The 24,296-nt window shown below is 69.3% G+C and carries 20 protein-coding genes and 1 pseudogene; 7 read left to right on the forward strand and 14 right to left on the reverse strand.

Annotated elements, in window-relative coordinates:
- The first annotated feature begins 41 nt into the window (after window positions 1–41).
- On the forward strand, window positions 42–1,178 hold the full coding sequence (locus tag SB771_RS28690) for an alginate lyase family protein (protein ID WP_138848425.1): 1,137 nt from the start codon (window positions 42–44) through the stop codon (window positions 1,176–1,178).
- Between the two features lie 30 nt (window positions 1,179–1,208).
- Window positions 1,209–2,597 carry an L-serine ammonia-lyase gene (locus tag SB771_RS28695; protein WP_175661360.1) on the forward strand — a complete coding sequence of 463 codons (1,389 nt, stop codon included), beginning with the start codon at window positions 1,209–1,211 and terminating at the stop codon, window positions 2,595–2,597.
- A 67-nt stretch (window positions 2,598–2,664) separates the two neighbouring features.
- Here the strand turns inward: SB771_RS28695 and SB771_RS28700 are convergent, their stop codons facing one another.
- From SB771_RS28700 to SB771_RS28715, 4 genes are all read right to left on the reverse strand, one after another.
- On the reverse strand, window positions 2,665–3,066 hold the full coding sequence (locus SB771_RS28700; protein ID WP_175661359.1) for a type II toxin-antitoxin system VapC family toxin: 402 nt from the start codon (window positions 3,064–3,066) through the stop codon (window positions 2,665–2,667).
- The gene (vapB, locus tag SB771_RS28705; protein WP_126228768.1) at window positions 3,066–3,302 is read right to left on the reverse strand and encodes a type II toxin-antitoxin system VapB family antitoxin; all 237 of its coding nucleotides are present in this window, start codon (window positions 3,300–3,302) and stop codon (window positions 3,066–3,068) included. Before vapB ends, SB771_RS28700 begins: the two co-directional genes overlap by 1 nt.
- 187 nt (window positions 3,303–3,489) lie before the next feature.
- Window positions 3,490–3,774, reverse strand: a complete 285-nt coding sequence (locus tag SB771_RS28710; RefSeq protein WP_175661358.1) for a type II toxin-antitoxin system RelE/ParE family toxin — start codon at window positions 3,772–3,774, stop codon at window positions 3,490–3,492.
- Window positions 3,771–4,232 carry a hypothetical protein gene (locus tag SB771_RS28715; RefSeq protein ID WP_410721835.1) on the reverse strand — a complete coding sequence of 154 codons (462 nt, stop codon included), beginning with the start codon at window positions 4,230–4,232 and terminating at the stop codon, window positions 3,771–3,773. The genes SB771_RS28710 and SB771_RS28715 overlap by 4 nt, the downstream gene beginning before the upstream one ends.
- A gap of 280 nt (window positions 4,233–4,512) precedes the next feature.
- Between SB771_RS28715 and SB771_RS28720 the strand changes: the two genes are divergently transcribed.
- Both SB771_RS28720 and SB771_RS28725 read left to right on the forward strand, forming a co-directional pair.
- Window positions 4,513–6,216, forward strand: a complete 1,704-nt coding sequence (locus SB771_RS28720) for a thiamine pyrophosphate-binding protein (RefSeq protein WP_175661356.1) — start codon at window positions 4,513–4,515, stop codon at window positions 6,214–6,216.
- Complete coding sequence (locus SB771_RS28725; RefSeq protein WP_175661355.1) at window positions 6,213–7,316, forward strand: ADP-heptose--LPS heptosyltransferase; 1,104 nt, start codon at window positions 6,213–6,215, stop codon at window positions 7,314–7,316. The genes SB771_RS28720 and SB771_RS28725 overlap by 4 nt, the downstream gene beginning before the upstream one ends.
- Before the next feature lie 70 nt (window positions 7,317–7,386).
- On the opposite strand, the gene SB771_RS28730 is transcribed toward SB771_RS28725, so the two are convergent.
- The 3 genes from SB771_RS28730 to SB771_RS28740 all read right to left on the reverse strand — a co-directional run bounded on the left by SB771_RS28730 (window position 7,387) and on the right by SB771_RS28740 (window position 11,002).
- Complete coding sequence (locus SB771_RS28730; RefSeq protein WP_175661354.1) at window positions 7,387–8,421, reverse strand: helix-turn-helix domain-containing protein; 1,035 nt, start codon at window positions 8,419–8,421, stop codon at window positions 7,387–7,389.
- Between the two features lie 185 nt (window positions 8,422–8,606).
- A complete protein-coding gene (locus tag SB771_RS28735) occupies window positions 8,607–9,149 on the reverse strand; it encodes a hypothetical protein (protein WP_175661353.1) in 543 nt (180 codons plus the stop codon).
- Between the two features lie 326 nt (window positions 9,150–9,475).
- A complete protein-coding gene (locus tag SB771_RS28740) occupies window positions 9,476–11,002 on the reverse strand; it encodes an aldehyde dehydrogenase family protein (protein ID WP_011655645.1) in 1,527 nt (508 codons plus the stop codon).
- Between the two features lie 317 nt (window positions 11,003–11,319).
- On the opposite strand from SB771_RS28740, the gene SB771_RS28745 reads away from it, so the two are divergent.
- Window positions 11,320–11,748 carry a pyridoxamine 5'-phosphate oxidase family protein gene (locus SB771_RS28745; RefSeq protein ID WP_126226932.1) on the forward strand — a complete coding sequence of 143 codons (429 nt, stop codon included), beginning with the start codon at window positions 11,320–11,322 and terminating at the stop codon, window positions 11,746–11,748.
- Window positions 11,749–11,922: 174 nt separating this feature from the next.
- On the opposite strand, the gene SB771_RS28750 is transcribed toward SB771_RS28745, so the two are convergent.
- Window positions 11,923–13,530 carry an MFS transporter gene (locus SB771_RS28750; protein WP_175661352.1) on the reverse strand — a complete coding sequence of 536 codons (1,608 nt, stop codon included), beginning with the start codon at window positions 13,528–13,530 and terminating at the stop codon, window positions 11,923–11,925.
- 154 nt (window positions 13,531–13,684) lie between these two features.
- Between SB771_RS28750 and SB771_RS28755 the strand changes: the two genes are divergently transcribed.
- Window positions 13,685–14,569, forward strand: coding sequence for a LysR family transcriptional regulator (locus SB771_RS28755; protein ID WP_175661351.1), 885 nt, complete (start codon window positions 13,685–13,687; stop codon window positions 14,567–14,569).
- A gap of 36 nt (window positions 14,570–14,605) precedes the next feature.
- Here the strand turns inward: SB771_RS28755 and eutC are convergent, their stop codons facing one another.
- From eutC to SB771_RS28775, 4 genes are all read right to left on the reverse strand, one after another.
- On the reverse strand, window positions 14,606–15,400 hold the full coding sequence (gene eutC / locus SB771_RS28760; RefSeq protein WP_175661350.1) for an ethanolamine ammonia-lyase subunit EutC: 795 nt from the start codon (window positions 15,398–15,400) through the stop codon (window positions 14,606–14,608).
- Window positions 15,397–16,794, reverse strand: a complete 1,398-nt coding sequence (locus SB771_RS28765) for an ethanolamine ammonia-lyase subunit EutB (protein ID WP_011655640.1) — start codon at window positions 16,792–16,794, stop codon at window positions 15,397–15,399. The genes eutC and SB771_RS28765 overlap by 4 nt, the downstream gene beginning before the upstream one ends.
- A 111-nt stretch (window positions 16,795–16,905) precedes the next feature.
- Window positions 16,906–18,318, reverse strand: a complete 1,413-nt coding sequence (gene eat / locus SB771_RS28770; RefSeq protein ID WP_175661349.1) for an ethanolamine permease — start codon at window positions 18,316–18,318, stop codon at window positions 16,906–16,908.
- Window positions 18,319–18,533: 215 nt separating this feature from the next.
- Complete coding sequence (locus tag SB771_RS28775) at window positions 18,534–19,997, reverse strand: mechanosensitive ion channel (RefSeq protein WP_175661348.1); 1,464 nt, start codon at window positions 19,995–19,997, stop codon at window positions 18,534–18,536.
- Between the two features lie 379 nt (window positions 19,998–20,376).
- On the opposite strand from SB771_RS28775, the pseudogene SB771_RS28780 reads away from it, so the two are divergent.
- Window positions 20,377–20,895, forward strand: a pseudogene (locus SB771_RS28780) (GyrI-like domain-containing protein); the annotation flags it as partial.
- A 304-nt stretch (window positions 20,896–21,199) separates the two neighbouring features.
- Here SB771_RS28780 and SB771_RS28785 read toward each other — a convergent pair.
- On the reverse strand, window positions 21,200–21,565 hold the full coding sequence (locus SB771_RS28785; RefSeq protein ID WP_175661346.1) for a zinc ribbon domain-containing protein: 366 nt from the start codon (window positions 21,563–21,565) through the stop codon (window positions 21,200–21,202).
- Window positions 21,566–21,575: 10 nt separating this feature from the next.
- The gene (locus SB771_RS28790; RefSeq protein WP_410721836.1) at window positions 21,576–24,254 is read right to left on the reverse strand and encodes a heavy metal translocating P-type ATPase; all 2,679 of its coding nucleotides are present in this window, start codon (window positions 24,252–24,254) and stop codon (window positions 21,576–21,578) included.
- Window positions 24,255–24,296: the final 42 nt, after the last annotated feature.

Consider the following 24,296-nt stretch of genomic DNA (forward strand, 5'->3'; position numbering starts at 1 on the left):
GGCTAACATCACACGCGATCCAGCCAATCAAGGAGTTCCGCATGGTGCGTCCGATGTTTCCGGGCCAGGGTGCAACGCAGGAGCGGCCGCGCACGCGCCGCTTCGTGCCGCTGCTCGTCGCGTCGCTGTCGTTCGCTACCGTCGGCCTCGGCACGGCAGGTAGCGCGCGCGCGGCGATGAATTTCTGCGCGGCGCCCGCGTTGCAGGCGAGCGAGACGATCCAGGCCGAGCCGGGCGTGCAGGCGCTGATCCGCAGCGTCGACGCGCGCATCGGCGAGCAGCCGAAGGCGATGCCGCGCGTGCACACCGAGGGCACGCTGCCGCACGAAGGCATCTACGACCAGAGCGCCGACGCGCTGAAGGACATGGAGCTGATGCGCGACGCCGCGCTCGCGTGGCGCGTGACGAATGCGCCGCGCTATCTGCAGCTCGTCGACCGCTTCCTGTCCGCGTGGGTGTCGACCTACCAGCCGAGCTTCAACCCGATCGACGAGACGCGCTTCGACAGCCTGATCGTCGCGTACGACATGACGGCGAGCGCGCTGCCCGTCAAGACGCGCAACGCCACCGCCGCGTTCATCGCGAAGCTGGGCGCCGGCTATGTCGCGCAGATCGACGCGCAGAAGCGCCCGCTCACCGGCACGTGGCGCAACAACTGGCAGAGCCACCGGATCAAGCTGATCGCGCTGTCCGCGTTCACGCTCGGCGATCGCAAGATGATGAACGCCGCGCAGCGGCTGTTCGTCGAGCATCTCGCCGACAACATCGGTCCGGACGGCAAGACCTGGGATTTCGACGAACGCGATGCGCTGCATTACGCGGTGTACGACCTGCAGCCGCTGGTGACGGCCGCGCTCGCCGCGCGCCGCTTCAACCGCAACTGGCTGCGCGAGCGCGGCGCGAACGGCGCGTCGCTCGCGGCCGCGCTCGACTGGCTGGTGCCGTACGCGCTCGGCGAGAAGACCCACGAGGAATTCGTGAATTCGCCGGTGCCGTTCGATGCGAAGCGTCGCGAAGCCGGCTTGCCGGGCTACACGGGGCAGTGGGACCCGAAAAACGCCACCGAACTCTTTCATCTGGCCGCGCGGCTCGACGGGCGCTATGCCCGTGTCGCGCGGCAGTTATCCGTCATGCCGCCCGCATGGCTGGCCGCGTGCCTGCCATTGCAGGCGCGCTAGCATCATTCTCAAAGCAAGGCAGATATCAAAATGGCAGTCAGCGTGTTTGACCTCTTCAAGATCGGCATCGGCCCGTCCAGTTCGCATACGGTCGGACCGATGCGCGCGGCGCTGATGTTCGTCCAGGGCCTCGAGCGCGACGGGCTGCTCGACGTGACGGCCAACGTGAAGGTCGAGCTGTACGGGTCGCTCGGCGCGACCGGCAAGGGCCACGGCACCGACCGCGGCGTGATGCTCGGCCTGCTCGGCGACGCGCCCGACACCGTCGATCCCGACACGATCGACGCGCGGCTCGACGACGTCCGCAAGTCGAAGAAGCTCGCGCTGCTCGGCACGCATCCGGTGCCGTTCGTCCTGAAGGAGCACATCGCGTTCTACCGGCAGGCGCTGCCCGAGCACCCGAACGGGATGAAGCTGCGCGCGTCCGACGCGAACGGCGACGTGCTGGTCGAGCGCACCTACCTGTCGGTCGGCGGCGGCTTCGTCGTGACGGCCGGCGCGCCGAACACGAAGGTGCTGAGCGCGGCCGAGCAGATGACGCACCCGTTCCGCACCGGCGCCGAGCTGCTCGCGCTGACCGAGGCGACCGGCAAGTCGATCGCGCGGCTGATGTGGGAAAACGAGCGCGCGTGGCACACCGAGGAAGAGACGCGCGACGGGCTGCTGAAGATCTGGGCCGTGATGCAGTCGTGCGTGTCGCGCGGCTGCGGGATCGGCAACCCGGATGCCGACGGCAACCTGCCCGGCCCGTTCCAGGTCAAGCGCCGCGCGCCGCAGCTGTATCGCACGCTGACCGGCAACCCAGAACAGGCGCTGCAGGATCCGCTGTCGATGATCGACTGGATCAACCTGTATGCGATCGCCGTCAACGAGGAAAACGCGGCCGGCGGCCGCGTCGTCACCGCGCCGACCAACGGCGCGGCCGGCATCATTCCGGCCGTGCTGCACTACTACACGCGCTTCACGCCGGGCGCGAACGAACAGGGCGTGATCGACTTTCTGCTGACGGCCGCGGCGATCGGCATTCTGTACAAGCTCAACGCGTCGATTTCGGGCGCGGAAGTGGGCTGTCAGGGCGAAGTGGGCGTCGCATGCTCGATGGCGGCCGGCGCGCTCGCGGCCGTGCTCGGCGGCACGCCGCGCCAGGTCGAGAACGCGGCCGAGATCGGGATGGAGCACAACCTCGGCCTCACCTGCGACCCGGTCGGCGGGATGGTGCAAATCCCGTGCATCGAGCGCAACGCGATGGCGTCGGTGAAGGCCGTCAACGCGGCGCGCATGGCGCTGCGCGGCGACGGCTCGCACTACGTGTCGCTCGACTCGGTGATCAAGACGATGCGCGAGACGGGCGCCGACATGAAGACGAAGTACAAGGAAACCTCGCGCGGCGGCCTGGCGGTGAATATCGTCGAGTGTTGATGCGGGGTCGGACGGTAATGCGGGGCGGATCGATGCCCCGACTTACCGTCGAACGTAGCCTCGGACACTAATCGTTCAGCCAGTTCTCCAACCGCAACCCCGGGTAGCTGACGAAATCCCGCGCGTTGTTGGTCACGAGGACGACATCGAGCGACACCGCATGAGCGGCGATCAATTTGTCGAGGTGATCCTTCTTTCGCTCGCGGGTTGCCTCGCGGACCGGACCATACGCTTGCGCAGCCGCGACGTCGAACGGCGCAACCGGAATATCGTCGATCAGCGCGGCAAGATGGCGACGCTCGCGGGCAGGACTCGCGCACACGGTAACGCCGTACTCGAGTTCGGCATAGGTGATCGCCGACATCACGACGTCTCCGGTGTAACACTGCGCGAACCGCCTCGCGACCTGCTCCGGCTGATTCTTCATCAAATAGATGCAGATGTTGGTGTCGAGCATATAGCGCGGCATCACAAACCCTCGCGGTCGGCCTGCTCCTGGTCACCCCGCCCTTCGGCCATGAAATCCGGCCCGAATTTCGCAAATTTCTCGAGTACGTGGGTCAGCGGCTGCCGCGTCGGCCGAATACGGATTTCGTCACCGACGCGCTCGATTTCCAGTTCGATATCGCTGCGCTCGTAGGCAAGGTCCGCAGGAATTCGCACGGCCTGCGAGTTGCCGTTCCGAAATACCCTCGTGGTGTGCATGTTGATCTCCCACATTCGGATGTACAGTGGATGTACATCATATCATGCAGCGGGCGATGTAAATCCATGTGTGTACATGGTCCTTCATCCCGCATCGATTGCTACGCGAACGCCGACATGCCGGCCTCTTCGTACCGCAGTTGGCGCGATCCATGCGCCGTTGACCGGGCCGGCGGCGAATATTGCATCACGGCCACTGCCGTCGCGCATGCAACACCCGGAGGACCTCCACGATCCGGTCGACTGGGCGGATGCGATACACGAGCACATAGTTCGGCGCGACCACCAGCTCACGCGTGCCCGCCACCCGCCCTTGCCGATACAACTCGGCATCGGCCGGCAGCGACCGTGCCCTTTCTTCCAGCAGTTCGTCGAGTTCGAGCGCGGCCAGCGGGTCGTCCTCGCCGATGTGGTCCATGATCGCGGCGCGATCCTCGTACGCCTTCGGATTCCAGTACAGCGCAAGGGTCAAGAAGCGTCCCCTCGCCTGCCCGTGAGCCGCTCACGCAGCGCCGCACGGCGCGACGCAAAGTCGGCGCTGACCTCGGCGTCGGCAATCGGCGCCCGCGGATCGTCCAGCGCCTGCTGCACCTGCTCGCGAAACCAGCGATCGTGGGCCGCTGCCTCGTGCGCCGCCTTCAACGCGGCTGCGCGATCGGGCCGGGTCGCCCGGCCGGCCGCATCCGGGTCGAATGCCGACGCATCCACATCGAACCGGGTGATGCCGATGTCGCGTAGAAATCCGACCAGTGTTTCGAAACGGCGAAACACCCGCACGTCGCCGCGCTTGGCCGACAGGAAACGGTCGCGCGCGCCGCACCGGGCCGAGAGCGCCCAGCCGTTGCCGCAGCCGACCACGCGGGCCGCGCGTACGGCACCGGCTTCAACCAGCTCCATCAGCGTCTTTTGATCGATCGTTTCGGTTGCCATGGCGATCCTCGATGCGGTTTATCCATCCCTTCCTTGAATTTTACTATTGAGCGGCCTCCCACTTTATTGTTGATTGGGATACGCCATTTCCGAGTCGGCACAAATTCCGACCCAACATCCATAGCGCTTACTTTTCACCGCCGAGCGCATAGGCACAAGCCGGCCGTTCGGCCAGCCGAAACCCCGACGCCCGTTCCGAAGTCGCCGGGGATCCGACACTTTTCAGCGGCCCGCCAACCGGCGTAAGCTGTACGTCCCGCTACCAAGGAGACGGCAGCCCATGTCGCATTCCAAGGATCTCGAGCAGAGCGTCACCACCGGCGCGCGACTGCTCGTCGATGCGTTGCTCGCCAATCACGTCGAACGCGCGTTCTGCGTGCCGGGCGAGAGCTTCCTCGCCGTACTCGATGCGCTCGCGGATCACACCGCGCGCATCCAGACGGTCGTCTGCCGCCACGAGGCGGCCGCCGCGAACATGGCGGAGGCGGTCGGCAAGCTGACCGGCCGCCCCGGCATCGCGTTCGTGACGCGCGGGCCCGGCGCGACCCATGCGTCGATCGGCGTGCACACCGCGTTCCAGGATTCGACGCCGATGATCCTGTTCGTCGGCCAGTGCGCGCGCGAGCACCTCGACCGCGAAGCGTTCCAGGAAATCGACTACCGGCGGATGTTCGGCCAGATGGCGAAATGGGTCGCGCAGATCGACGACCCGCGCCGCATTCCCGAATACCTGAGCCATGCGTTCCACGTCGCGACCGCCGGTCGCCCGGGCCCCGTCGTGCTCGCGCTGCCGGAGGACGTGCTGTCCGAAGCGTGCGTGTCGCAGCCGGTCTTGCCGGCCGCGAAACGCGTCGCGGCGTCGCCGTCGGCCGCGCAGCTCGACGAGCTGCGCGAACGGCTCGCGCGCGCGGAACGGCCGTTCGCGATCGTCGGCGGCAGCGGCTGGACGCCCGACGCATGCGCGGACCTGCGCACCTTCGTCGAGCGCTGGCAGTTGCCGGTCGCGTGCGCGTTCCGCTTCCAGGACACCTTCGACAACGCGCACCCGAACTATGCGGGCGACGTCGGCCTCGGGATCAATCCCGCGCTCGGCAAGCGGATTCGCGACGCCGACCTGCTGCTGGTGCTCGGCCCACGCCTCGGCGAAGCGACGACGGGCGGCTACACGCTGCTCGACATCCCGAAGACGCGCCAGACGCTGATCCACGTGCACCAGGGCGCGGACGAGCTCGGCCGCGTGTATGCGGCCGACCTGCCGATCGTGTCGGGGATGCCGGAGATCGCGGCGCCGCTCGCCGCGCTCGAACCGCCGGCGCACCCCGTGTGGGCCGGCACGGCCGCCGACGCGCACCGCGCGTACCGCGAATGGCATGCGCCGCTGCCGATGCCCGGCGATGTCCAGCTCGGCGACGTGATGGTGCAGCTGCGCGAGCGCCTGCCGCACGACGCGATCCTGACCAACGGCGCCGGCAACTACGCGATCTGGCTGCATCGCCACTTCGCGTACCGGCACTTCCGCTCGCAGCTCGCGCCGACCAGCGGCGCGATGGGTTACGGGCTGCCCGCCGCGCTCGCGGCCAAGTCGCTCTATCCGGAGCGGGCCGTCGTCGCGCTCGCCGGCGACGGCTGCTTCATGATGGCCGGCAACGAACTCGCAACCGCGATGCAGTACGGGCTGAACATCGTCGCGATCGTCGTCAACAACGGGCATTTCGGTACGATCCGCATGCATCAGGAGCGCAACTATCCGGGGCGCGTGCACGGCACGGGGCTCACGAACCCCGATTTCGCCGCGTATGCGCGCGCGTTCGGCGCGCATGGCGAGACGGTGGAGCGCACCGCCGACTTCGCGCCGGCACTGGAGCGCGCGCTGACCTGCGGGCTGCCGGCGCTGATCGAGATCCGCATTCCGCAGGACGCCAGCACGCCGGCCGCGACGCTCGAGCAGATCCGCGAGCAGGGCCGCCGGGCGCGCGGCGCATGACCATGGGCATGCACGCCGCACCGGCCAGTCTCGCGTTGTCGCACGACGACGCACTCGTCCTCCCCGGCACGCTGCTCGCGCCCGACGGCACGCTCGTCGCGCCGTACGACATCGAGCACGGCAGCGATCGCGCGGAAGGCTGCGTGCCGGCCGCGGCGGCGCTCGGCCTGCTGCATGCCGTTCATCGGCCGTTCCGGCGCGATTACGGCCGTGCGTCGGACGTGCACGTGATCAACGGGATGGGTGTCGCACTCGGCGACTCGGTGATCGGGCTGACCGCGCTCGCCGCGCTGCGCGCGATGCATCCGGGCGTGCGCTTCACGCTGTACCGGCCGGCCCGCGCACCGCGCTACGTCGAAGCGCTGTATGCGCTCGCGGCCGACGTCGTCGCACCGTCACGTGCGCTGCCGTACCCCATCGACGCGCTGCCCGCGCACGCGCCGTGCATCGATCTCGGCAATCACCTGTACTGGCCCGCGTTCGCACAGCAGCCGATGATCGATTTCTTCCTCGACGCGCTCGGGGTGGATCCGGCCACGGTGCCGGCCGCCGCGAAGCGCAATCGCTGGCTCGCGCGGCTGCGGCTGCCCGCGCTGCCGGCCGAATGGCAGCGGCCGTACGTACTGTTTTGCCCGACGGCGAGCACCGCGGTGCGCAGCGTGCCGCCCGCGCTACGCGCGGCATTCGTGGAGCGGCTCGTGCAGCGTTATGGGCTGCCGGTGGTCGGGTTCGGCCCGGTCGAGCATCCCGCCTACGTCGACGTGAGCCGCGACGCGCCCGACACCGCGCACTTCATTGCCTGGGTCAAGGGTGCGAGCGTGCTGTTCGCGCCCGACACGGCCGCGCTGCATGTCGCCGACGGCTTCGACGTGCCGACGCTCGGTTGTTTCACGACGATCGGGCCGGCGCTGCGCGTGCGCGACTATCCGCACTGCGTGCCGGTCGAGCTCGACGTGCCGGCCGAATTGCGCGGGCTGCATCGCAGCGAGCGGCCGGAGGATCTGACGGCGGTCGAAGCCGCTTACCGCGCGATCGACTGGGATGCACTGCCGTGGCCGGCGCCGCGCGAAGCGGCCGCTGCGGGCGCCGCGGCCGAATAGAAAAACGGAAGTCGCCCCGAAAGATCGAACCTTCAGCGGCCTGCACGCGCTGCTGCCACGCTCACCCGGCTCACCCGGCCGCGACCATCACGTCGCGATCGCGCAGCGTCTCCGACGGCCGCTTGCCGAACAGCCGCCGGTAATCGGTCGCGAACTGGCTCAGGTGCCAGAAGCCCCACGCCTCCGCGACGTCCTGCACAGAGCCGGCCGCCCGCCCGCACAGGTCACGCCGCGCGCCGTTCAGCCGCAGCGTGCGCAGGTAGGTCGCGGGCGCCATGCCGAGCACGTCCTGGAAGCAGTACTGCAGCGTGCGCCGGCTCACGTGCAACTGCTCGCACAGCTCGGGCACGCCGACCGGGCGCGTACGGTGCGCCAGCACGTACTCGCGCGCCTGCTCGACGATCCAGCGCCGGGTCGACGGCGCGCCGCCCGCGCCGTCGTCCGCCGGTTGCGCGCACGCGTCGAACAGCGCGCCCAGCACCTCGGCCTGCAGCTCGTCGCGCTGCGCGTCGGGCAGCGGCCCGCCGACGGCCGCCGCGCCGTCGAGCCGGCGGCCGAGCAGCGCGCACAGGCGCGCGAGCCGCGTGTCGCCAACCTGAATCACGTGCTGCGTGAACAGCCGCTCGTCGAGCGCGCGGTGTTCAACCTCCTCCGCGTAACGGCGCAACACGTCGCCGCGCACGACGACGCCGTAGATCGAAAACTGCGCGGGCGTCAGCAATTCGAATTCGACGTTGCCGGGCCGGAACGCGAGCGCGCCGGGGCCGATGCGGCATGCATCGACGCGCGCGCTGCCGTCGCTCACCAGCGGGATGCCGAACCAGTACGCGTCGCCGCGCACCTCGCACGCCTGGCGCAGCAGGTGGCTGGTCGATTCGCGAAACAGCTTCATTGTGTCGAGCGGCAGCTCGGTCAGCGTGCCGACGAAGCGGCCGGCCGCGAGCTGGTCGTAGGTCTGCCGCCAGCCGATCAGGTTGCGCGCCTGCTCGTCGGCGTCGTGCGCGACGCTGACCACGGCCTGGCCGGCCAGCGCATCGTCACCCTGCGCGCTGCACCGCGTGTCCTCGGCCGTCGGTTCGGCCATGCACTCCACTCGTTGCTCCATCGTGTTCTCCTCACCTGCCCGGGACCGCGTCCATCACGCAAGTCTCGTGCCGAACCGCGCGGCCCGGCGACAAGCCCGTCATTGCACGCCGGACGGCCGCCGCGCGCCATGCGGGCGCACCCGGAGGCGGCGTGCCGCGCACCGCGCGGGTGCGGCATGCATGCCGCCGGCCGCCCGGCCACGCGCTAGGTGCGCGGCTGCAGCCGCACGACGCGCGTGCCGCAGTTGCCGTACGCCTGCGCGACCGCCAGCTCGACGATCGGGCTGCCGGCCGGCCAGGGCGCCGCGTCCGCTTCCGGCAGATCGGCCCGCAGCGTCGCACGGCCGTTGATCCGGTAGCGGATGCCGCGCACGAAATCGATGAACAGCAGCCCGACGCCGCGGCCGTCGCATCCGCGCGCATCGATCCGGTCGCCGTCGCCGGGCGTCGGCAGCGCGAAACGCAGCGTCTTCGTGTCGATCACGCGCACGACCGGCCACAGATCGCCGTTCGCGTCGCGCACGCCCTGCACGATGTCGCAGGTCACGCGCGCCGGTTCGCCGCCAGTTGTGCCGACGAACATGAACGGCTGCGACTCGACGAACTGGCGCACGCCGATGCTCAGCCACGTCGTCACAACGTCGCTCATCCGCTCGGCTTCGTCGGTGACGCCGAACCGGTGATGCGCGTCGAGCTCGCCCGCGTGGAACACCGGGTGGCGCGGATAGGATCGGGATGGTTCTGCCATGCTGGTTTTCCGTCAGGCCCACCGGTGCGCGATGCGGCCGCGCGACTGCCGGGGGTGGGCAACGCCGCGAGTCGAATGTCTCGAGGCGAAAGCGGCGAAGTGCCGGGCGAGCGGCCGTCGGCGCATTGCATCGCCGCGGGCACCGCTCGACGGCGGCAGATGCGTCACCCGAGCGTCGAACCTTGCGCGGAATCGGCAATTGGCCACCGCCAACCGGCAACCGGCAACCGGCAACCGGCAACCGCCAATCGTGAACCGGCAACCGTACCAGGCAGCATTCCCCCGCCGCCCGGCCGGCCCCGGCACTTCGCCCCCTGCTTCGGCGATCAGAAGAACCCGAGCGCCTCGGCCTGGTAGCTGACCAGCAGGCACTTCGTCTGCTGATAGTTCGACAGCGCCATCTTGTGCGTCTCGCGACCGATGCCCGACTGCTTGTAACCGCCGAACGCCGCGTGCGCCGGGTACAGGTGGTAGCAGTTGGTCCACACGCGGCCGGCCTCGACCTCGCGGCCCATCCGGTACGCACGCGTGCCGTTGCGCGTCCACACGCCCGCGCCGAGCCCGTAGAACGTGTCGTTCGCGAGTTCGATCGCTTCCTGCTCGTCCTTGAACGTCATCACCGACGCGACCGGCCCGAAGATCTCTTCCTGGAACACGCGCATCTTGTTGTTGCCGAACAGCATCGTCGGCTTCACGTAGTAGCCCGTGCCGAGATCGGCGCCCGGTGCCGTGCGCTCGCCGCCCGTCAGGCATTGCGCGCCTTCGTCGCGGCCGATGTCGATGTACGACAGGATCTTGTCGAGCTGCTGCTGCGACGCCTGCGCGCCGATCATCGTCTGCATGTCGAGCGGGTGGCCGGACTTGATGCGCTCCACACGCGCGACGGCCTTCTCGATGAAGCGTTCGTAGATCGATTCCTGGATCAGGATCCGCGACGGGCACGTGCACACCTCGCCCTGGTTCAGCGCGAACATCGCGAGGCCTTCGAGCGCCTTGTCGAGGAACGCGTCGTCCTGGTCGAGCACGTCGGCGAAGAAGATGTTCGGGCTCTTGCCGCCCAGTTCCACCGTGGACGGGATCAGGTTGTCGGCCGCCGCTCGCAGGATGTGCTTGCCGACCGGCGTCGAGCCGGTGAACGCGATCTTCGCGATCCGCTTGCTGGTCGCGAGCGCTTCGCCCGCTTCCTTGCCGAAGCCGCTCACGATGTTGATCGTGCCGGCCGGGAACAGGTCGCCGATCAGCTCCATCAGCACCATCACCGACGCGGGCGTCTGCTCGGCCGGCTTCATCACCACGCAGCAGCCGGCCGCGAGCGCCGGCGCGAGCTTCCACGCGGCCATCAGCAGCGGGAAGTTCCACGGGATGATCTGGCCGACGACGCCGAGCGGCTCGTGGAAGTGATACGCGACGGTGTTGTCGTCGATCTCGGAAATGCCGCCTTCCTGCGCGCGGATGCAGCCCGCGAAATAGCGGAAGTGGTCGATCGCGAGCGGCAGGTCGGCCGCCATCGTCTCGCGCAGCGGCTTGCCGTTGTCGATCGTCTCGGCCACCGCGAGCAGCTTCAGGTTCTTTTCCATCCGGTCGGCGGCGGCCAGCAGCAGGTTCGCGCGCTCGGCGACCGACGTCTTGCCCCACTTGCGGCGCGCGGCGTGCGCGGCGTCGAGTGCGACCTCGATGTCGTCGGCGCTCGAGCGCGGCACGCGGCAGAACGGCTTGCCGTTGATCGGCGACACGTTCTCGAAATACTCGCCCTTCACCGGCGGAACCCACTTGCCGCCGATGTAGTTGTCGTACTGCTGACGGTACGGATATTCGACGTCGAGGCCCAGTTGTTTCAGGTCAAACGGGTTCATACATGTCTCCTGTTCATCGTGCTTGTGTGAATGCAGCGCCGGTTGGATCGCGCTGCACGGTTTACGCAACATGCGTGCCACACGGGCCGAAAACGGAACAGGAGCGGTGCGTCCGGCCGCCCGCCGGGCGCAGTGCCGGCGCACGGGAAACGAGTGTGCCGATTCTGAACACCGCGACGGCACAGCGACGCGGCGGGTGTTCGGATTTTTCACAGCGCACCTGTGCACGCGTCGCCTCGCGCCACGCGCGCCGCATGGCATGTCGCTTGCGTGAGCAACGCGAATCCGCACGCCGCGGCCACGCACCGACCGACACCATGAACGAACCGGGCCCCCTTAGCGACGATGCCGTCGCGTTCATCCGCGAACAGGCGTTCCTGCTCGTCGCGACCGCCAACACGGCGGGCGACAGCGATTGCTCGTATCGCGGCCGGCAACCGCGCGCGGACGGCTCGTTCGCCCCGCTCGTCGACCTGCCCGATCGCCGGACGCTCGTGCTGCCCGACTTCGCGGGCAACAACCTGTTCAACACGATCGGCAACCTGCTCGTGAATCCGGCGATTGCGCTGCTGTTCGTCGATTTCGTCCGGCAGACGACGTGGCTCGTGCAAGGGCGCGCGACGATCGACGAGGACGCGGGAAGCCACGCGCACCTGTGGCCGGCTGCGCTGCGTTACGTGATCGTTGAAGTCGAGAGCGCGCACGCGCGGGCGGAAGCGGGACTGCCGCCGCTCGTGCTGGCGTGATGTTGCGCCATGTCGCCGTTGAAACGGCGGGTGCATGCGCGCGCACCGACGCGGCGGCGCCCACCGCGCGTGCCGACATGACGCGGGAGCCGGCTCCTCCTGCAGCGGGGTGACGCGCGCGAAATACCCGACCGCTCCTGCGGAGGCGCCAGCCCCCGTCGACGCCCCCACCCTTCACCGCCCGTTTGCCTCCGCACAAGCCGGCTCGGTCCGGCGCCGCGCCGGTGCGTCGGCACGCGCATGGTCGCTTTCATCGCCGCGCCCCTCCGCAATCGCCGGCCGAGCGCCAAGAAACGCGAACACCACACCCGCGCACAGCACCGTGACGACCGCGAGGCCGATCAGCAGCCGGTCGAACGCGTGCGTATAGCTCGCGAGCAGCGCCGCACGATCGACGCCCGGCAACACGGCCGCCGCGCCGGCGAGATCGCCGGTCGCGAGCCGCGCGGCGGCCCGCAGCGTCGCGCCGGACGCGCCGGCCGCCATCCGCCGCAAATCGGCGTGCGCGAGCGTCGCGAGCACCGCGCCGACGATCGCGAGCGCGATCCCCTCGCCCGCCACGCGCGTCGTGCTGAAGATCCCGGTCGCCATCCCCGCGCGCTCCTTCGGCACGACGCTGACCGACAGCCCGTCCATCAGCCCCCACGGCATGCCGGCCCCGACGCCGATCGCGAGCATCGGCGCGATCGCCGCCGGCCCCGCGCCGCCGCGCAGCGCGACGCCCAGCCACACGAGGCCCGCCGCCGCGAGCAAGAGCCCGAGCCCCGAGATCACGCCGGCCGACAGCCGGCGCGTGAGCGTCGCCGCGACGAACGGCACGACGAGCATCGGCGCGGAGATCGCGAGCATCAGCCAGCCCGCGTCGATCTCGCTGAAGCCGTCGATGCCGATGAAGCGCAGCGGCAGCACGACGAGCAGCACGATGTAGCAGCAGCAGGTCGACACCGGCAGCACCTGCACGCCGACGAAGCGCGGAATCCGGAACAGCGAAAGATCGAGCATCGGCCGCGCGACGCGCGTCTCGATCGCGACGAACGCGCATGCGCCGAGCGCCGCGCCCGCCAGCAGCGCGACGACGAGCGGATGCATCCAGCCGCGCGCGGGCGCCTCGATCACGCCGAACGTGAACAGCGTGAGCGCGGCGGTGAACGCGGTCGTGCCGGGCCAGTCGAGCCCCGTCGCGTGCGGGTCGCGCGATTCGTGCATGCGCGGCAGACCGAACGCGAGCGACAGCGCGCCGGCCGCCGCGCCCGTGACGAAGATCGCGCGCCAGCCGTAGTGCGCGATCAGGCCGCCGGCGAGCACGGGCCCGAATGCGAGCCCGATCCCGAACGTCGTGCCGAGCAAGCTGAACGCACGCGTGCGCGCCGCGCCGTCGAACTCCTGCGCGAGCGCGGCCGTGCCGCCCGCCAGCGCGGCGGCCGCCGCGAGCCCCTGCGCGGCGCGCAGCAGGTCGAGCGCGAGCATCGACGGTGCGAACGCCAGCGCGACCGACATCAGCGTGAAGCCGCCGACGCCGATCGCGAACACGCGCTTGCGACCGAACTGGTCGGCCAGCGCGCCCGCCGCCATCAGGAAACTGCCGAACGCGAGCATGAACGCGTTGGTGATCCAGTTCATCGCGACCGGCCCGCCGTGCAGGTCGCGGCCGATCGCGGGCGTCGCGACCGCGCCGCCCGAAAACGACAGCGGCAGCGCGACGGCGGCCATGCAGACGGCGGCCAGCACCCATGCGCGCCGGCGCGCCGAGCTGGCCGAATCGGGTGAAAACGGGTGATCCATCATCGCTCCTCGAAAAGCGGGCGCGGATGCGCCGCCAGAGCGATCAAAGATAAATCCGATTCAATCGACGAAAAACCGTGCAAGACTCCGGATATAACGGACTAATATTCCGCAATCCACCTCTTCGCCACTGCTTGCCGGCCCGCTTATGTCGATGGAAAACCTGAACGGCATCGCCGCCTTCGTCCGCACCGCCGAAGCGCTCAGCTTCGTCGCGGCCGGCCGCGCGCTCGGCATTTCCGCGTCCGCCGTCGGCAAGACGATCGCGCGGCTCGAGCAGTCGCTCGGCGTGCGCCTGTTCAACCGCACGACGCGGCGCGTCACGCTGACCGACGAAGGGCGCCATTTCTACGAACGCTGCCAACGGATCCTCGAGGATTTTCGCGATGCGGAAGCGACTGTGACGGCCTCCGCGCAGCGCCCGCGCGGCAAGCTGCGCGTGAGCCTGCCGGTGATCGGCTACCGGTTCCTGCTGCCGGTGCTGCCCGAATTCAGGCAGCGCTATCCGGACGTCGAGCTCGACCTGGATTTCAACGACCGGATGGTGGATGTCGTCGAAGGCGGCTTCGACGCGGTGATCCGCAGCGGTCCGCTGTCGGATTCGAGCCTGATGTCGCGGCGGCTCGGCCCGTTCGCGTTCGTGCTGTGCGCGACGCCCGCGTATCTCGCGCAGGCCGGCACGCCGCGCGCGCCGCACGATCTCGAAGCGCACGATTGCGTGCGCTACTGCTTCCCGACCACCGGCAAGCTGCAGGACTGGGCGCTCGCCGCCGCCGACGGCACGCCGCTTAAGCTGCGCACCGCGATGACCTGCAACAACATGGAAGCGCTGCGCGGCGCGGTCATGGCTGGGCTCGGCATCGGCTACATGCCCGACTTCCTCGCGCGCGACGCGCTGGACACCGGCGCGCTCGTCACCGTGCTCGACGACTACCGGATCGCGCCGGGGCAGTTCTCGATCGTGTGGCCGTCGAGCCGGCAGTTGTCGCCGAAGCTGCGCGTGTTCGTCGACTTCCTGTGCGAGCGGCTGTTCAAGTAGATAGGTAGACGGCTGGCGCGCTAGGCCCCCGCCCCGTCATTCCACGCCGATCCGCTGCTCGTCCGCCTGCGGCAGCAGCGCATCGCTGTCGTCCTTCAGCCCGACACCCGTGAGCCCGAGCCGGCGCGCATGCGTCATCAGGTAATGCAGCTTGTGCGCGGCGGCGGCATGCGGCAGCCCCTCGGGCCGCACGTTCGAGATGCAGTTGCGCAGCGCGTCGTGGCAGCCGACCTTCGGCGCCCACGTCAGGTACACGCCGAGACTGTCGGGCGAGCTGAGCCCCGGCCGCTCGCCGATCAGCATCGCGACGACCTTCGCGCGCAGCAGCTCGCCGATCTCGTCGCCGAGCGCGACGCGCGCCTGCGTCGCGACCACCACCGGGCCGATCCGCCAGCCGTCCGCGTCGAGCCGCGGCCGCACGGCCTGCAGCAGCGGCAGCGCCTGCTTCGCGGCGGCGAACGCCGACAGCCCGTCGCCGACCACGAACACCACGTCGGGCGCGTCGTCCAGCGCCGCGCCGTAGCCGGCCAGCAGCCCGCGGCTGTCATCCGACAGCTTGCGGCCGAGGTCGGGCCGGCGCAGATAGTGGTCGCGGTCCGGCGCGGCGCTCTGCACGCCGAGCGTCGGCAGCAAGCCGGCCGCCTCGATCTCGCGCCGCAGCGCGTCCGCGTCGAGCGGCTGGTGCACGGCGTCGCGCGCCTGCGCGTGAGACAGGTTGAACGCGAGCAGCGGCGCGGTCGGCAGGCTGTTGCCCGCGCGGCCGAGCGCGATCCGCGCGTTCGTGAACGACCTCAGCTGCGCCCACGGGTTCTTTTCGACGGCGTCGCTCATGCGGAAATCCCCATCCAGTCGTTCGCGCCCGCGAGCAGCGGCACGCGCGCGCTCGCTACGCGCAGCGCGCCGTGCGCGTCGGCGATCTCCATCGTCTCCAGCCATTCCTCGAACTCGGGCGCGCGACGCAGGCCGAGCACTTCGCGCACGTAGAGCTGGTCGTGAAACGACGTGCTCTGGTAGTTCAGCATCACGTCGTCCGCGCCCGGAATCCCCATGATGAAGTTGATGCCGGCCGCACCCAGCAGCGTCAGCAGCGTGTCCATGTCGTCCTGGTCGGCTTCCGCGTGGTTCGTGTAGCAGATGTCGCAGCCCATCGGCACGCCGAGCAGCTTGCCGCAGAAGTGATCCTCGAGCCCCGCGCGGATGATCTGCTTGCCGTCGTACAGGTATTCGGGCCCGATGAAGCCGACCACCGTGTTCACGAGGAACGGGTCGAACTTGCGCGCGACCGCGTACGCGCGCACCTCGCAGGTCTGCTGGTCGACGCCGAAATGCGCGTTCGCCGACAGCGCGCTGCCCTGGCCCGTCTCGAAATACATCAGGTTGTTGCCGACGGTGCCGCGCCCGAGCGACAACGCGGCCTCGCGCGCCTCGCCGAGCAGCGCGAGCGAGATGCCGAAGCTCGCGTTCGCCTTCTCGGTGCCGGCGATCGACTGGAACACCAGGTCGACCGGCGCGCCCTTCTCGATCGCGGCGATCGTGTTCGTCACGTGAGTGAGCACACACGACTGCGTCGGCACGCCGTAGCGTTCGCGGAACCCGTCGATCATCGCGAGCAGCTTCACGATCGCCGCGAGGCTGTCGGTCGCCGGGTTGATGCCGATCATCGCGTCGCCACAGCCGTACATCAGCCCGTCGAGCATCGACGCGGCGATGCCCTTCACGTCGTCGGTCGGGTGGTTCGGCTGCAGCCGCACCGACATCCGGCCGGGCAGCCCGACCGTGTTGCGAAAGCGCGTGACCACGCGGCGCTTCCGCGCGGCCGCGATCAGGTCCTGGTTGCGCATCAGCTTCGACACGGCCGCGACCATCTCCGGCGTGAGGCCCGGCGCGATCCGCTCGAGCGCGGCGCCGTCGGCCACGGGCGACAGCAGCCAGTTGCGGAAATCGCCGACCGTCAGGTGCGAGATTTCCGCGAACGCGGCCGCGTCGTGATCGTCGAGGATCAGGCGCGTGACCTCGTCGTGTTCGTACGGAATCAGCGCCTCGTTCAGGAATGCCTTCAGCGGCACGCCCGCGAGCGCGATCTTCGCGGCGACGCGCTCCTCCTCGCTCGCCGCCGCGACGCCGGCGAGCTGGTCGCCGGAGCGCAACGGGCTCGCCTTCGCGAGCAGCGTCTTCAGGTCCGCGAAGCGGTACGTGCGCGGGCCGATCGTCTCCGTATAGGCCATCGTTCGAATCTCCTTGCCAGTCCTTGCTCATCCGTGCCAGACGCCGACGGCGCGCCCGTTCGACGGGGCGCGCCGGATGCCGTCAGGCGCGGCCGTGCGGGTTCGCCATCCTCACTCCTCGAGCGCCACGTCGCCCGGCGCGCTCGCGCGCTGCGAACGGGTCGCGAGGAAGTACGCGTAGCCGAGCGCGAGGAAGCCGACGAACACCATCGCCACCAGCCCGTTGAAGTACACCATCGTCCCGAGGCAGACCAGCGCCGCCAAGATCGCGAACGCCGGGAAGAACGGGTACAGCGGCGCGCGGAACGGCCGCGCCATGTCCGGGTGCGAACGGCGCAGCTTGAACAGCGCCGCCATGCTTACGATATACATCACGATCGCACCGAACACCGACATCGTCACGATATTCGCGGTGAGCGTCTGGCCGCCGAACTGGATCAGCTCGTCGCTGTAGATCGCGGCGATCCCGACCACGCCGCCCGCGAGAATCGCGCGATAAGGCGTGCGAAAGCGCGGATGCACCTTCGCGAGCCATTCCGGCAGGTAGCCCTCGCGCGCCAGCGCGAAGATCTGGCGCGAATAGCCGAGGATGATCCCGTGGAACGACGCGACCAGCCCGAACAGCCCGAGCCACACGAGCATGTGCATCCAGCCGCTGTTCGCGCCGACGATGTACTTCATCGCCTGCGGCAGCGGGTCGTTGATGTTCGCGAGCTTGGTCCAGTCGCCGGCGCCGCCGGCGAACACCATCACGCCGATCGCCAGCGCGACGAGGGTCAGGATGCCGGCCACGTACGCGATCGGGATCGAGCGCTTCGGGTTCTTCGCCTCCTCGGCGGCCATCGCGACGCCTTCGATCGCGAGGAAGAACCAGATCGCGAACGGGATCGCCGCGAACATCCCGTGGAATGCGCCGACGCTGAAATGATCGGCGCCCGACCAGCCGCCCTTCATGAAATTGCTCCACGCGAAGCCCGGGGACACGACGCCCATGAACACCAGCAGCTCGAAGATCGCGAACAGCGTGACGACCAGCTCGAACGTCGCGGCGATCTGCACGCCGACGATGTTCAGCGCCATGAAGACGAGATACGCACCCATCGCCGCGTGTTTCGGTTCGAGCCCCGGAAACTGCACGTGCAGATACGCGCCGATCGCCAGCGCGATCGCGGGCGGCGCGAACACGAACTCGACGAGCGTCGCCGCGCCGGCGAGATAGCCGCCCGTCGGGCCGAATGCGCGGCGCGCATACGCGAACGGGCCGCCCGCGTGCGGGATCGACGTCGTCAGTTCGGTGAAGCTGAAGATGAAGGTGGTGTACATCGCCGCGACGAACACCGCGGTGATCACGAAACCCAGCGTGCCGGCACTCGCCCAGCCGTAGCTCCAGCCGAAGTATTCGCCGGAAATCACGAGGCCGACTGCGATGCCCCACAGTTGCCAGGTCCCGAGCGTCTGCTGCAGCGCGGGCTGGCCGGACGACTTGGCGCCGGCGGTGGGCCGGCCATTCGACTCTGCTTTCATCGGATTCTCCTGAAAGGCGCCGGCCTGTCGGCCCGCGCGACTGAGAATCGATGCTAGAGAGTCATTAAAGGACGTGTTATCGAAATTCGGCAAAGATGGCGGCTGGCGTTTCGCCGGCGGCAACGCCGGCCGCGGCCCGCGATCGTCGTGCGCTCCTTCATGCGCGCGCCATCCGGCCGCACGGAGCGGCCGGATGGGCGGCGACACGACGCCGCTTACTGGCCGCCGCCGCGCTGGTTGAACCAGCGGTCGAGCAGCTTGCCGGCTGCTTCGCGGCCGCCAAGACCGAACGACAGCGCGACCGCCACCGCAATCGCGCCGAGTACGAGGCCGAACGCGAGCTGCACGATTTCGTTGGCGATGCCCATCGCGCGCAGCCCCATCGCGAACACGAGGCCGAGGATCGCGAATTGCGCGATCCGCGCGAACAGCACGCTGTGTTCGCGGTCGGCCTGCTCGATCACGCGGCGCGCGACGCTCGCGAGCCACACGCCGATCACGAGGATCACGCCGCCCATCAGCACGTGGCCGCCGAATTCGATGAACAGCGTGACGACGTCGCGCACCTGCGTGAAGCCGAGCCGGTTCGCGGCCTCGACCGCCGCGAACAGCATCGCGAAGAACACGATCAGCCGCGCGACCAGCACCGACGGCTGCAGGATTCCCGAAAACACGCGCTCGACGCCGAGCATGGCCGGCAGCCCGTCGACGCCGGCGGCTTCCAGCAGCCGCTGCGCGAGCGACGCGACGAAGCGCGCGAAATAGTACGTGACCAGCACGATCACGATCGCCGCGACGATGTCCGGCACCGCGCCGAGAAACTGGTTCAGCATGTTGGTGGCGGGAATCGAGATCGCGTCGATCTTCAGCGCGTCGAGCGCGGAGATCAGCGTCGGCACGAACACGAACACGTAGACGATCGTGCCGATCAGGCTCGACACGCGCACCGGCGTCGGGCTGTCGAGGCTCGCGGTGAGGCGATCGGCGCCGGCGGCGACCAGCAGGTTCGTCACGAGGCCGCGCAGCACGCGCGCGACGATCCAGCCCACGACGCCGATCACCGCGGCCGCGAACAGGTTCGGCACGATCGCGAGCAGCTTGTCGACCATCCCCTGCACCGGCGACAGCAGGCCGGACAGCGCGAACGACCCGAGGATCGCCGGCAGGAACATCAGGATCACGAGCCAGAACAGCACGTCGCCGAGATAGCCGCTCATCGGCTGCATGCCCGCGCTTTCGGACAGCTTGTCGTCGACCTTGCTCGCTCGCAGCGCGCGGTTCGCGAGGCTGCGCAGCAGCGACGCGATCAACCACGCGATCAGCGTCAGCGCCGCGCCGCCGATCAGGTTCGGCAGGTAGTTGACGATGTGCGTGACCAGCAGCGAGAACGGATTGGACACCGCGTACAGGTTGAGCACATTGAAGATGCCCACCGCGGTGACGAGCAGCACGAGCCAGAACAGCCCGCCGGCGATGATCCGCTCGACATACGCGCCCTGCCCGGTGCTTTCGTTGATCCGCTGATCGACCTTCAGCGCGTGGAGCAGCCGGAGCGCGCCGGCCCGCACCACCACGGCGATCAGCCAGCCGATCACCAGGATGCCGATCGCACCGGCGATCTTGGGCAGGTATCCGCCTAGCGTGGTCTGCAGCGACGTGATGAAGCTGGAAGCATCCATTTCTTGTTCTCCCGAAAAACGTGGCGTTGCCATTGGACATCGACGAACTACCTGCGTACTTCGAAAACCGTGCGGTGCGGCCCGACCAACTTACCCGAGAAAAATGACACGTTCACCCGATTTCACCGTCTTTAACTTTAGACAAGATCGACGGGGACGAGACCCAATTTGTTCGAAATAAAAAGGGGCAGATTTTGTGGTCCTACGTATCTCGGCGAGATTTGTCGATCGGCGGCGTGCTACCGTGGCCTCGGTTCGTGCCGGGGATGCACGCGGGAGCGTCGAGACGAAAGCCGGAGCGGTGGCGTGGGTCCCCATGCGACACGCGTCGCGCGCTGTGCGGCGAGTCGATCGGGCGGAGGGTGCGACGGGGCGAGTCCACCGTCCGATTTATCCGTTACAAAGAGGAGAGGAAGACATGTTCAGGCATCAAGTCGAGATCCGGCGGCTGCCGGAACTGCGCGGTTATGCGGTGCCGCATACGGGCGCGTACCTGAAGATCGGCGACGCGTTCGGGCAGATCGGCGCGTGGGTCGCGCAGCACGGGCTGATCGGCCCCGGCGCGAAGATGATCGGGATCTTCTACGACGATCCCGATACCACGCCGCAAGCGCAATTGCGCGCGAAAGCGTGCTTCGTGCCGGCCGACGGCGCGCCGGACGTCGAGCCGGCGCCGCCCGTCGAGCGCGTGACGGTCGCCGGTGGCGAGTACGCGGTGCTGCTGCATACGGGGCCCTATGCGGACCTGAAGGCGGCCTACCAGTGGCTGTACGGCGACTGGCTGCGTCACTCGGGCCGCGAAGCCGCCGACGCGCCGCCGTTCGAGTTGTATCTGAACACCCCGATGGATGCGGCGCCGGCCGACCTGCGCACCGAGATTCATTTGCCGCTGCGTTGATCGGCGGGCCGGGGGCGGGGATTCGGGCGTTGCGGTGTTGTGACGTTATGGCGTTCCGGCGTTCTGGCGTTCCGGCGTTCCGGCGTTCCGGCGTTCCGGCGTTCCGGCGTTCTGGCGTTCTGGCGTTCGGTCAGTCGGACCGCCGGTCAGTCGGTCAGTCGGTCAGTCGGTCAGTCGGTCAGTCGAGCTGTCGCGCTGTCGGGCGGCGCGAGACAGTGCCTTGTTGCGACACCATGGCCGTTTCAGGCGCCATCCCGAAGTCGAGATCGGCTGTCACGCCAGCCACAAACCCCGCGAGCGAGCCTTACCCGGCCTGCGTCCCGCAGTTCGGACAGAAGCGCGCGTCGGCGGCCAGTGCCGCGTGGCAGCGGCTGCACGCGTTGCCGCGCTGCGATGCGCCGCACTGCGCGCAGAAACGCGCATCCGCCGCGTTGATCGCGCCGCAGCCCGCGCAGGCGAGCTGGCGCAGCGGCACGTTTCCGCCCGGACCGCCTTGCGCATCGGCCGGCGGCTGCCAGCCCCACCCATGACGGTCGCGGCCGCGCGCATCGTGGCCGTCGTGGCCTTCCCGGCCCGCTCCGCCATGATGCCCGTCTCCATGGCCGCCACCACCGTGCCCGCCGCCATGACCACGCCCGTGGCCGCCCAGGATCCGTTTCAGGAAGCTCATCACCGGCACCTCATCGCTGCGTCTGCGCGCCGTCGAACACGCCTGTTTTCGACAACAGCCGCAACCCGTTGCCGACGACGATCAGGCTCGCACCCGCATCGGCGAACACGGCCATCCACATCGTGCCGAGCCCGGCGACGGTGAGGCCGAGGAACACGATCTTCACGCCGAGCGCGAAGCCGATGTTCTGCACCAGCACGCGGTGCGTCGCGCGCGACAGCCGCACGAACGCGGGAATCTTGCGCAGATCGTCGTCCATCAGCGCGACGTCGGCCGTCTCGATTGCCGTGTCGGTGCCCATCGCGCCCATCGCGAAGCCGATGTCGGCGCGCGCGAGCGCCGGTGCGTCATTGATTCCGTCGCCGACCATCCCGACCGCGCCCGCGCCGCCCGCCGACAGCTCCTCGACCGCCGCGAGCTTGTCCTCGGGCAACTGGTTGCCGCGCGCATCGTCGATGCCCGCCTGCTGCGCGATCGCCTGCGCGGTGTGCGGGTTGTCGCCGGTCAGCATCGCGGTGCGGATGCCGAGCGCATGCAGGTCGGCGATCGCCGCGCGGCTGGTGTCCTTGATCGTGTCGGCCACCGCGAAGATGCCGAGCACGCGCGTATCGTCGACCAGCATCACGACGCTCTTGCCCTGCCGCTCGAGCGCGTCGAGCTTCGCCTCCAGCGCCGGCGAGCAACGCTCGAGCTCCTCGACGAGCCGGTGGTTGCCGAGCCAGTAGCGTGCGCCGTCGATGGTGCCGCGCACGCCGCGCCCGACGAGCGCTTCGAACGCGTCCACCTCGGCGAACGCCGTCGCCTGCGCGTCGCGGGCCGCCGTGGCGATCGCCTGCGACACCGGGTGATCGGAGCGCGCCGCGAGGCTCGCGCCGAGGTGACGCACGCGTGCGGCGTCGACGTCCGTTGCATGCAGGTCGAAATCCGTCTGCACCGGCTTGCCGTGCGTGATCGTGCCGGTCTTGTCGAGCGCGAGCCACGCGAGCTTGCGGCCTTCTTCCAGATACACGCCGCCCTTCACGAGTATCCCGCGCCGTGCCGCGGCCGCGAGCCCCGACACGATCGTCACCGGCGTCGAGATCACCAGCGCGCACGGGCACGCGATCACGAGCAGCACCAGCGCGCGGTAGATCCAGTCATGCCACGCGCCGCCCATGACCAGCGGCGGCGCCACCGCGACCAGCAGCGCGATCGCGAACACGATCGGCGTGTAGACGCGGGCGAACTGGTCGACGAAGCGCTGCGTCGGCGCCTTCGCGCCCTGCGCTTGCTCGACCGCGTGGATGATCCGCGCGAGCGTCGAGTTGGCGGCAACCGCCGTCACGCGATAGTCGAACGAACCGGCCTCGTTGATCGTGCCCGCGTACACCGCGTCGCCTGCCGTCTTGTCGACCGGCAGGCTCTCGCCGGTGATCGGCGCCTGGTTCACCGTCGAGCGGCCCGCGACGACTTCGCCGTCCAGCCCGATCCGCTCGCCCGGCTTCACGCGCACGACCGCGCCGAGCGCGACCTGCGCGGCCTCGATCGCGCGCCACGTGCCGTCGGCGTCCTGCACGGTCGCGGTGTCCGGCGCGAGCTGCATCAGGCCCTGGATCGCATTGCGCGCGCGGTCGAGCGACTTCGCCTCGATCAGCTCGGCGATCGTGAACAGCACCATCACCATCGCGGCTTCAGGCCACTGGCCGATCGCCATCGCGCCCGTCACCGCGATGCTCATCAGCGCGTTGATGTTCAGGTTGCCGTTGCGGATCGCGATCCAGCCCTTCTTGTACGTGGTCAGCCCGCACGCGAGCACCGCCGCGAGCGCCAGCACGGCCGACAGCCACACCGGCAGGCCGGCCCAGCTCACGGCCTCGGATGCGATCGCGGCGACGCCGGCCAGCGCGAGCGGCCACCACGGCTTCGCGGGCGGCGGCGCGACGGGTGTTGCCGGCGCGTCGGCCGCTGCGGCCTCCGGCGTCATCCCGAGCGTGCGGATCGCGCTTTCGATCGCGGGCTGCGCGCCCGGCACGTGTTCGACGGTCAGCATCCGCTGCATCAGGTTGAATTCGAGCGCCGACACTTGCTGCATCCCGCCGAGCTTCTTGCGGATCAGCGTTTCCTCGGTCGGGCAGTCCATCTGCATGATCCGGAACGCGGAGCGCACGTGACCCGACGCGGTCGCCCGCGCGACCGGCAGCGGCGCGAGCGTCAGCGCGGCAGGCGCGCAGCAGGCGCCGGCGGCGTGGTCGTGGTCGTGGTCGTGGTCGTGGTCGTGGTCGTGACCAGCATGGTCATGCGCCGCATGGTCGTGCGAGCACGCAGCGCCGTGCACATGCCCGTCGCCAGGCGCGTGGTCCGCGTGGTCACCATGGTCGCCGTGGTCGTGCGCCGTGCCGTGCGCGGATGCGTGATCGTCGTCATGGTTGTGACCGCATCCATCCGGCTGCGCGCCGCCATGCGCGTGCTCGCCGTGGTCGCCGTGATCGTGCCCCGTACCGTGCGCGGACGCGTGATCGTGGTTATGGTTGTGACCGCATCCATCCGCCTGCGCGCCGCGTGCTGCCGCGTCGCCGTGCGCGTGCTCGCCGGCCGCCGGCCCCGCATCGGCAACGGTCGCCGCCTGCGTGTCGCGCGCGTCGGCGCTGCAGGTGGCGCCGCCGCCGGCATGACGGTGTCGTGGGTCGTGGGTACGCTGCGCGTCGGTCATGACAACCTCCTCTATGGCTTGACGGTGTAGAGTTAACACCCT

It is taken from the genome of Burkholderia sp. SIMBA_051, assembly GCF_046534915.1.
GTDB lineage: Bacteria > Pseudomonadota > Gammaproteobacteria > Burkholderiales > Burkholderiaceae > Burkholderia > Burkholderia ambifaria.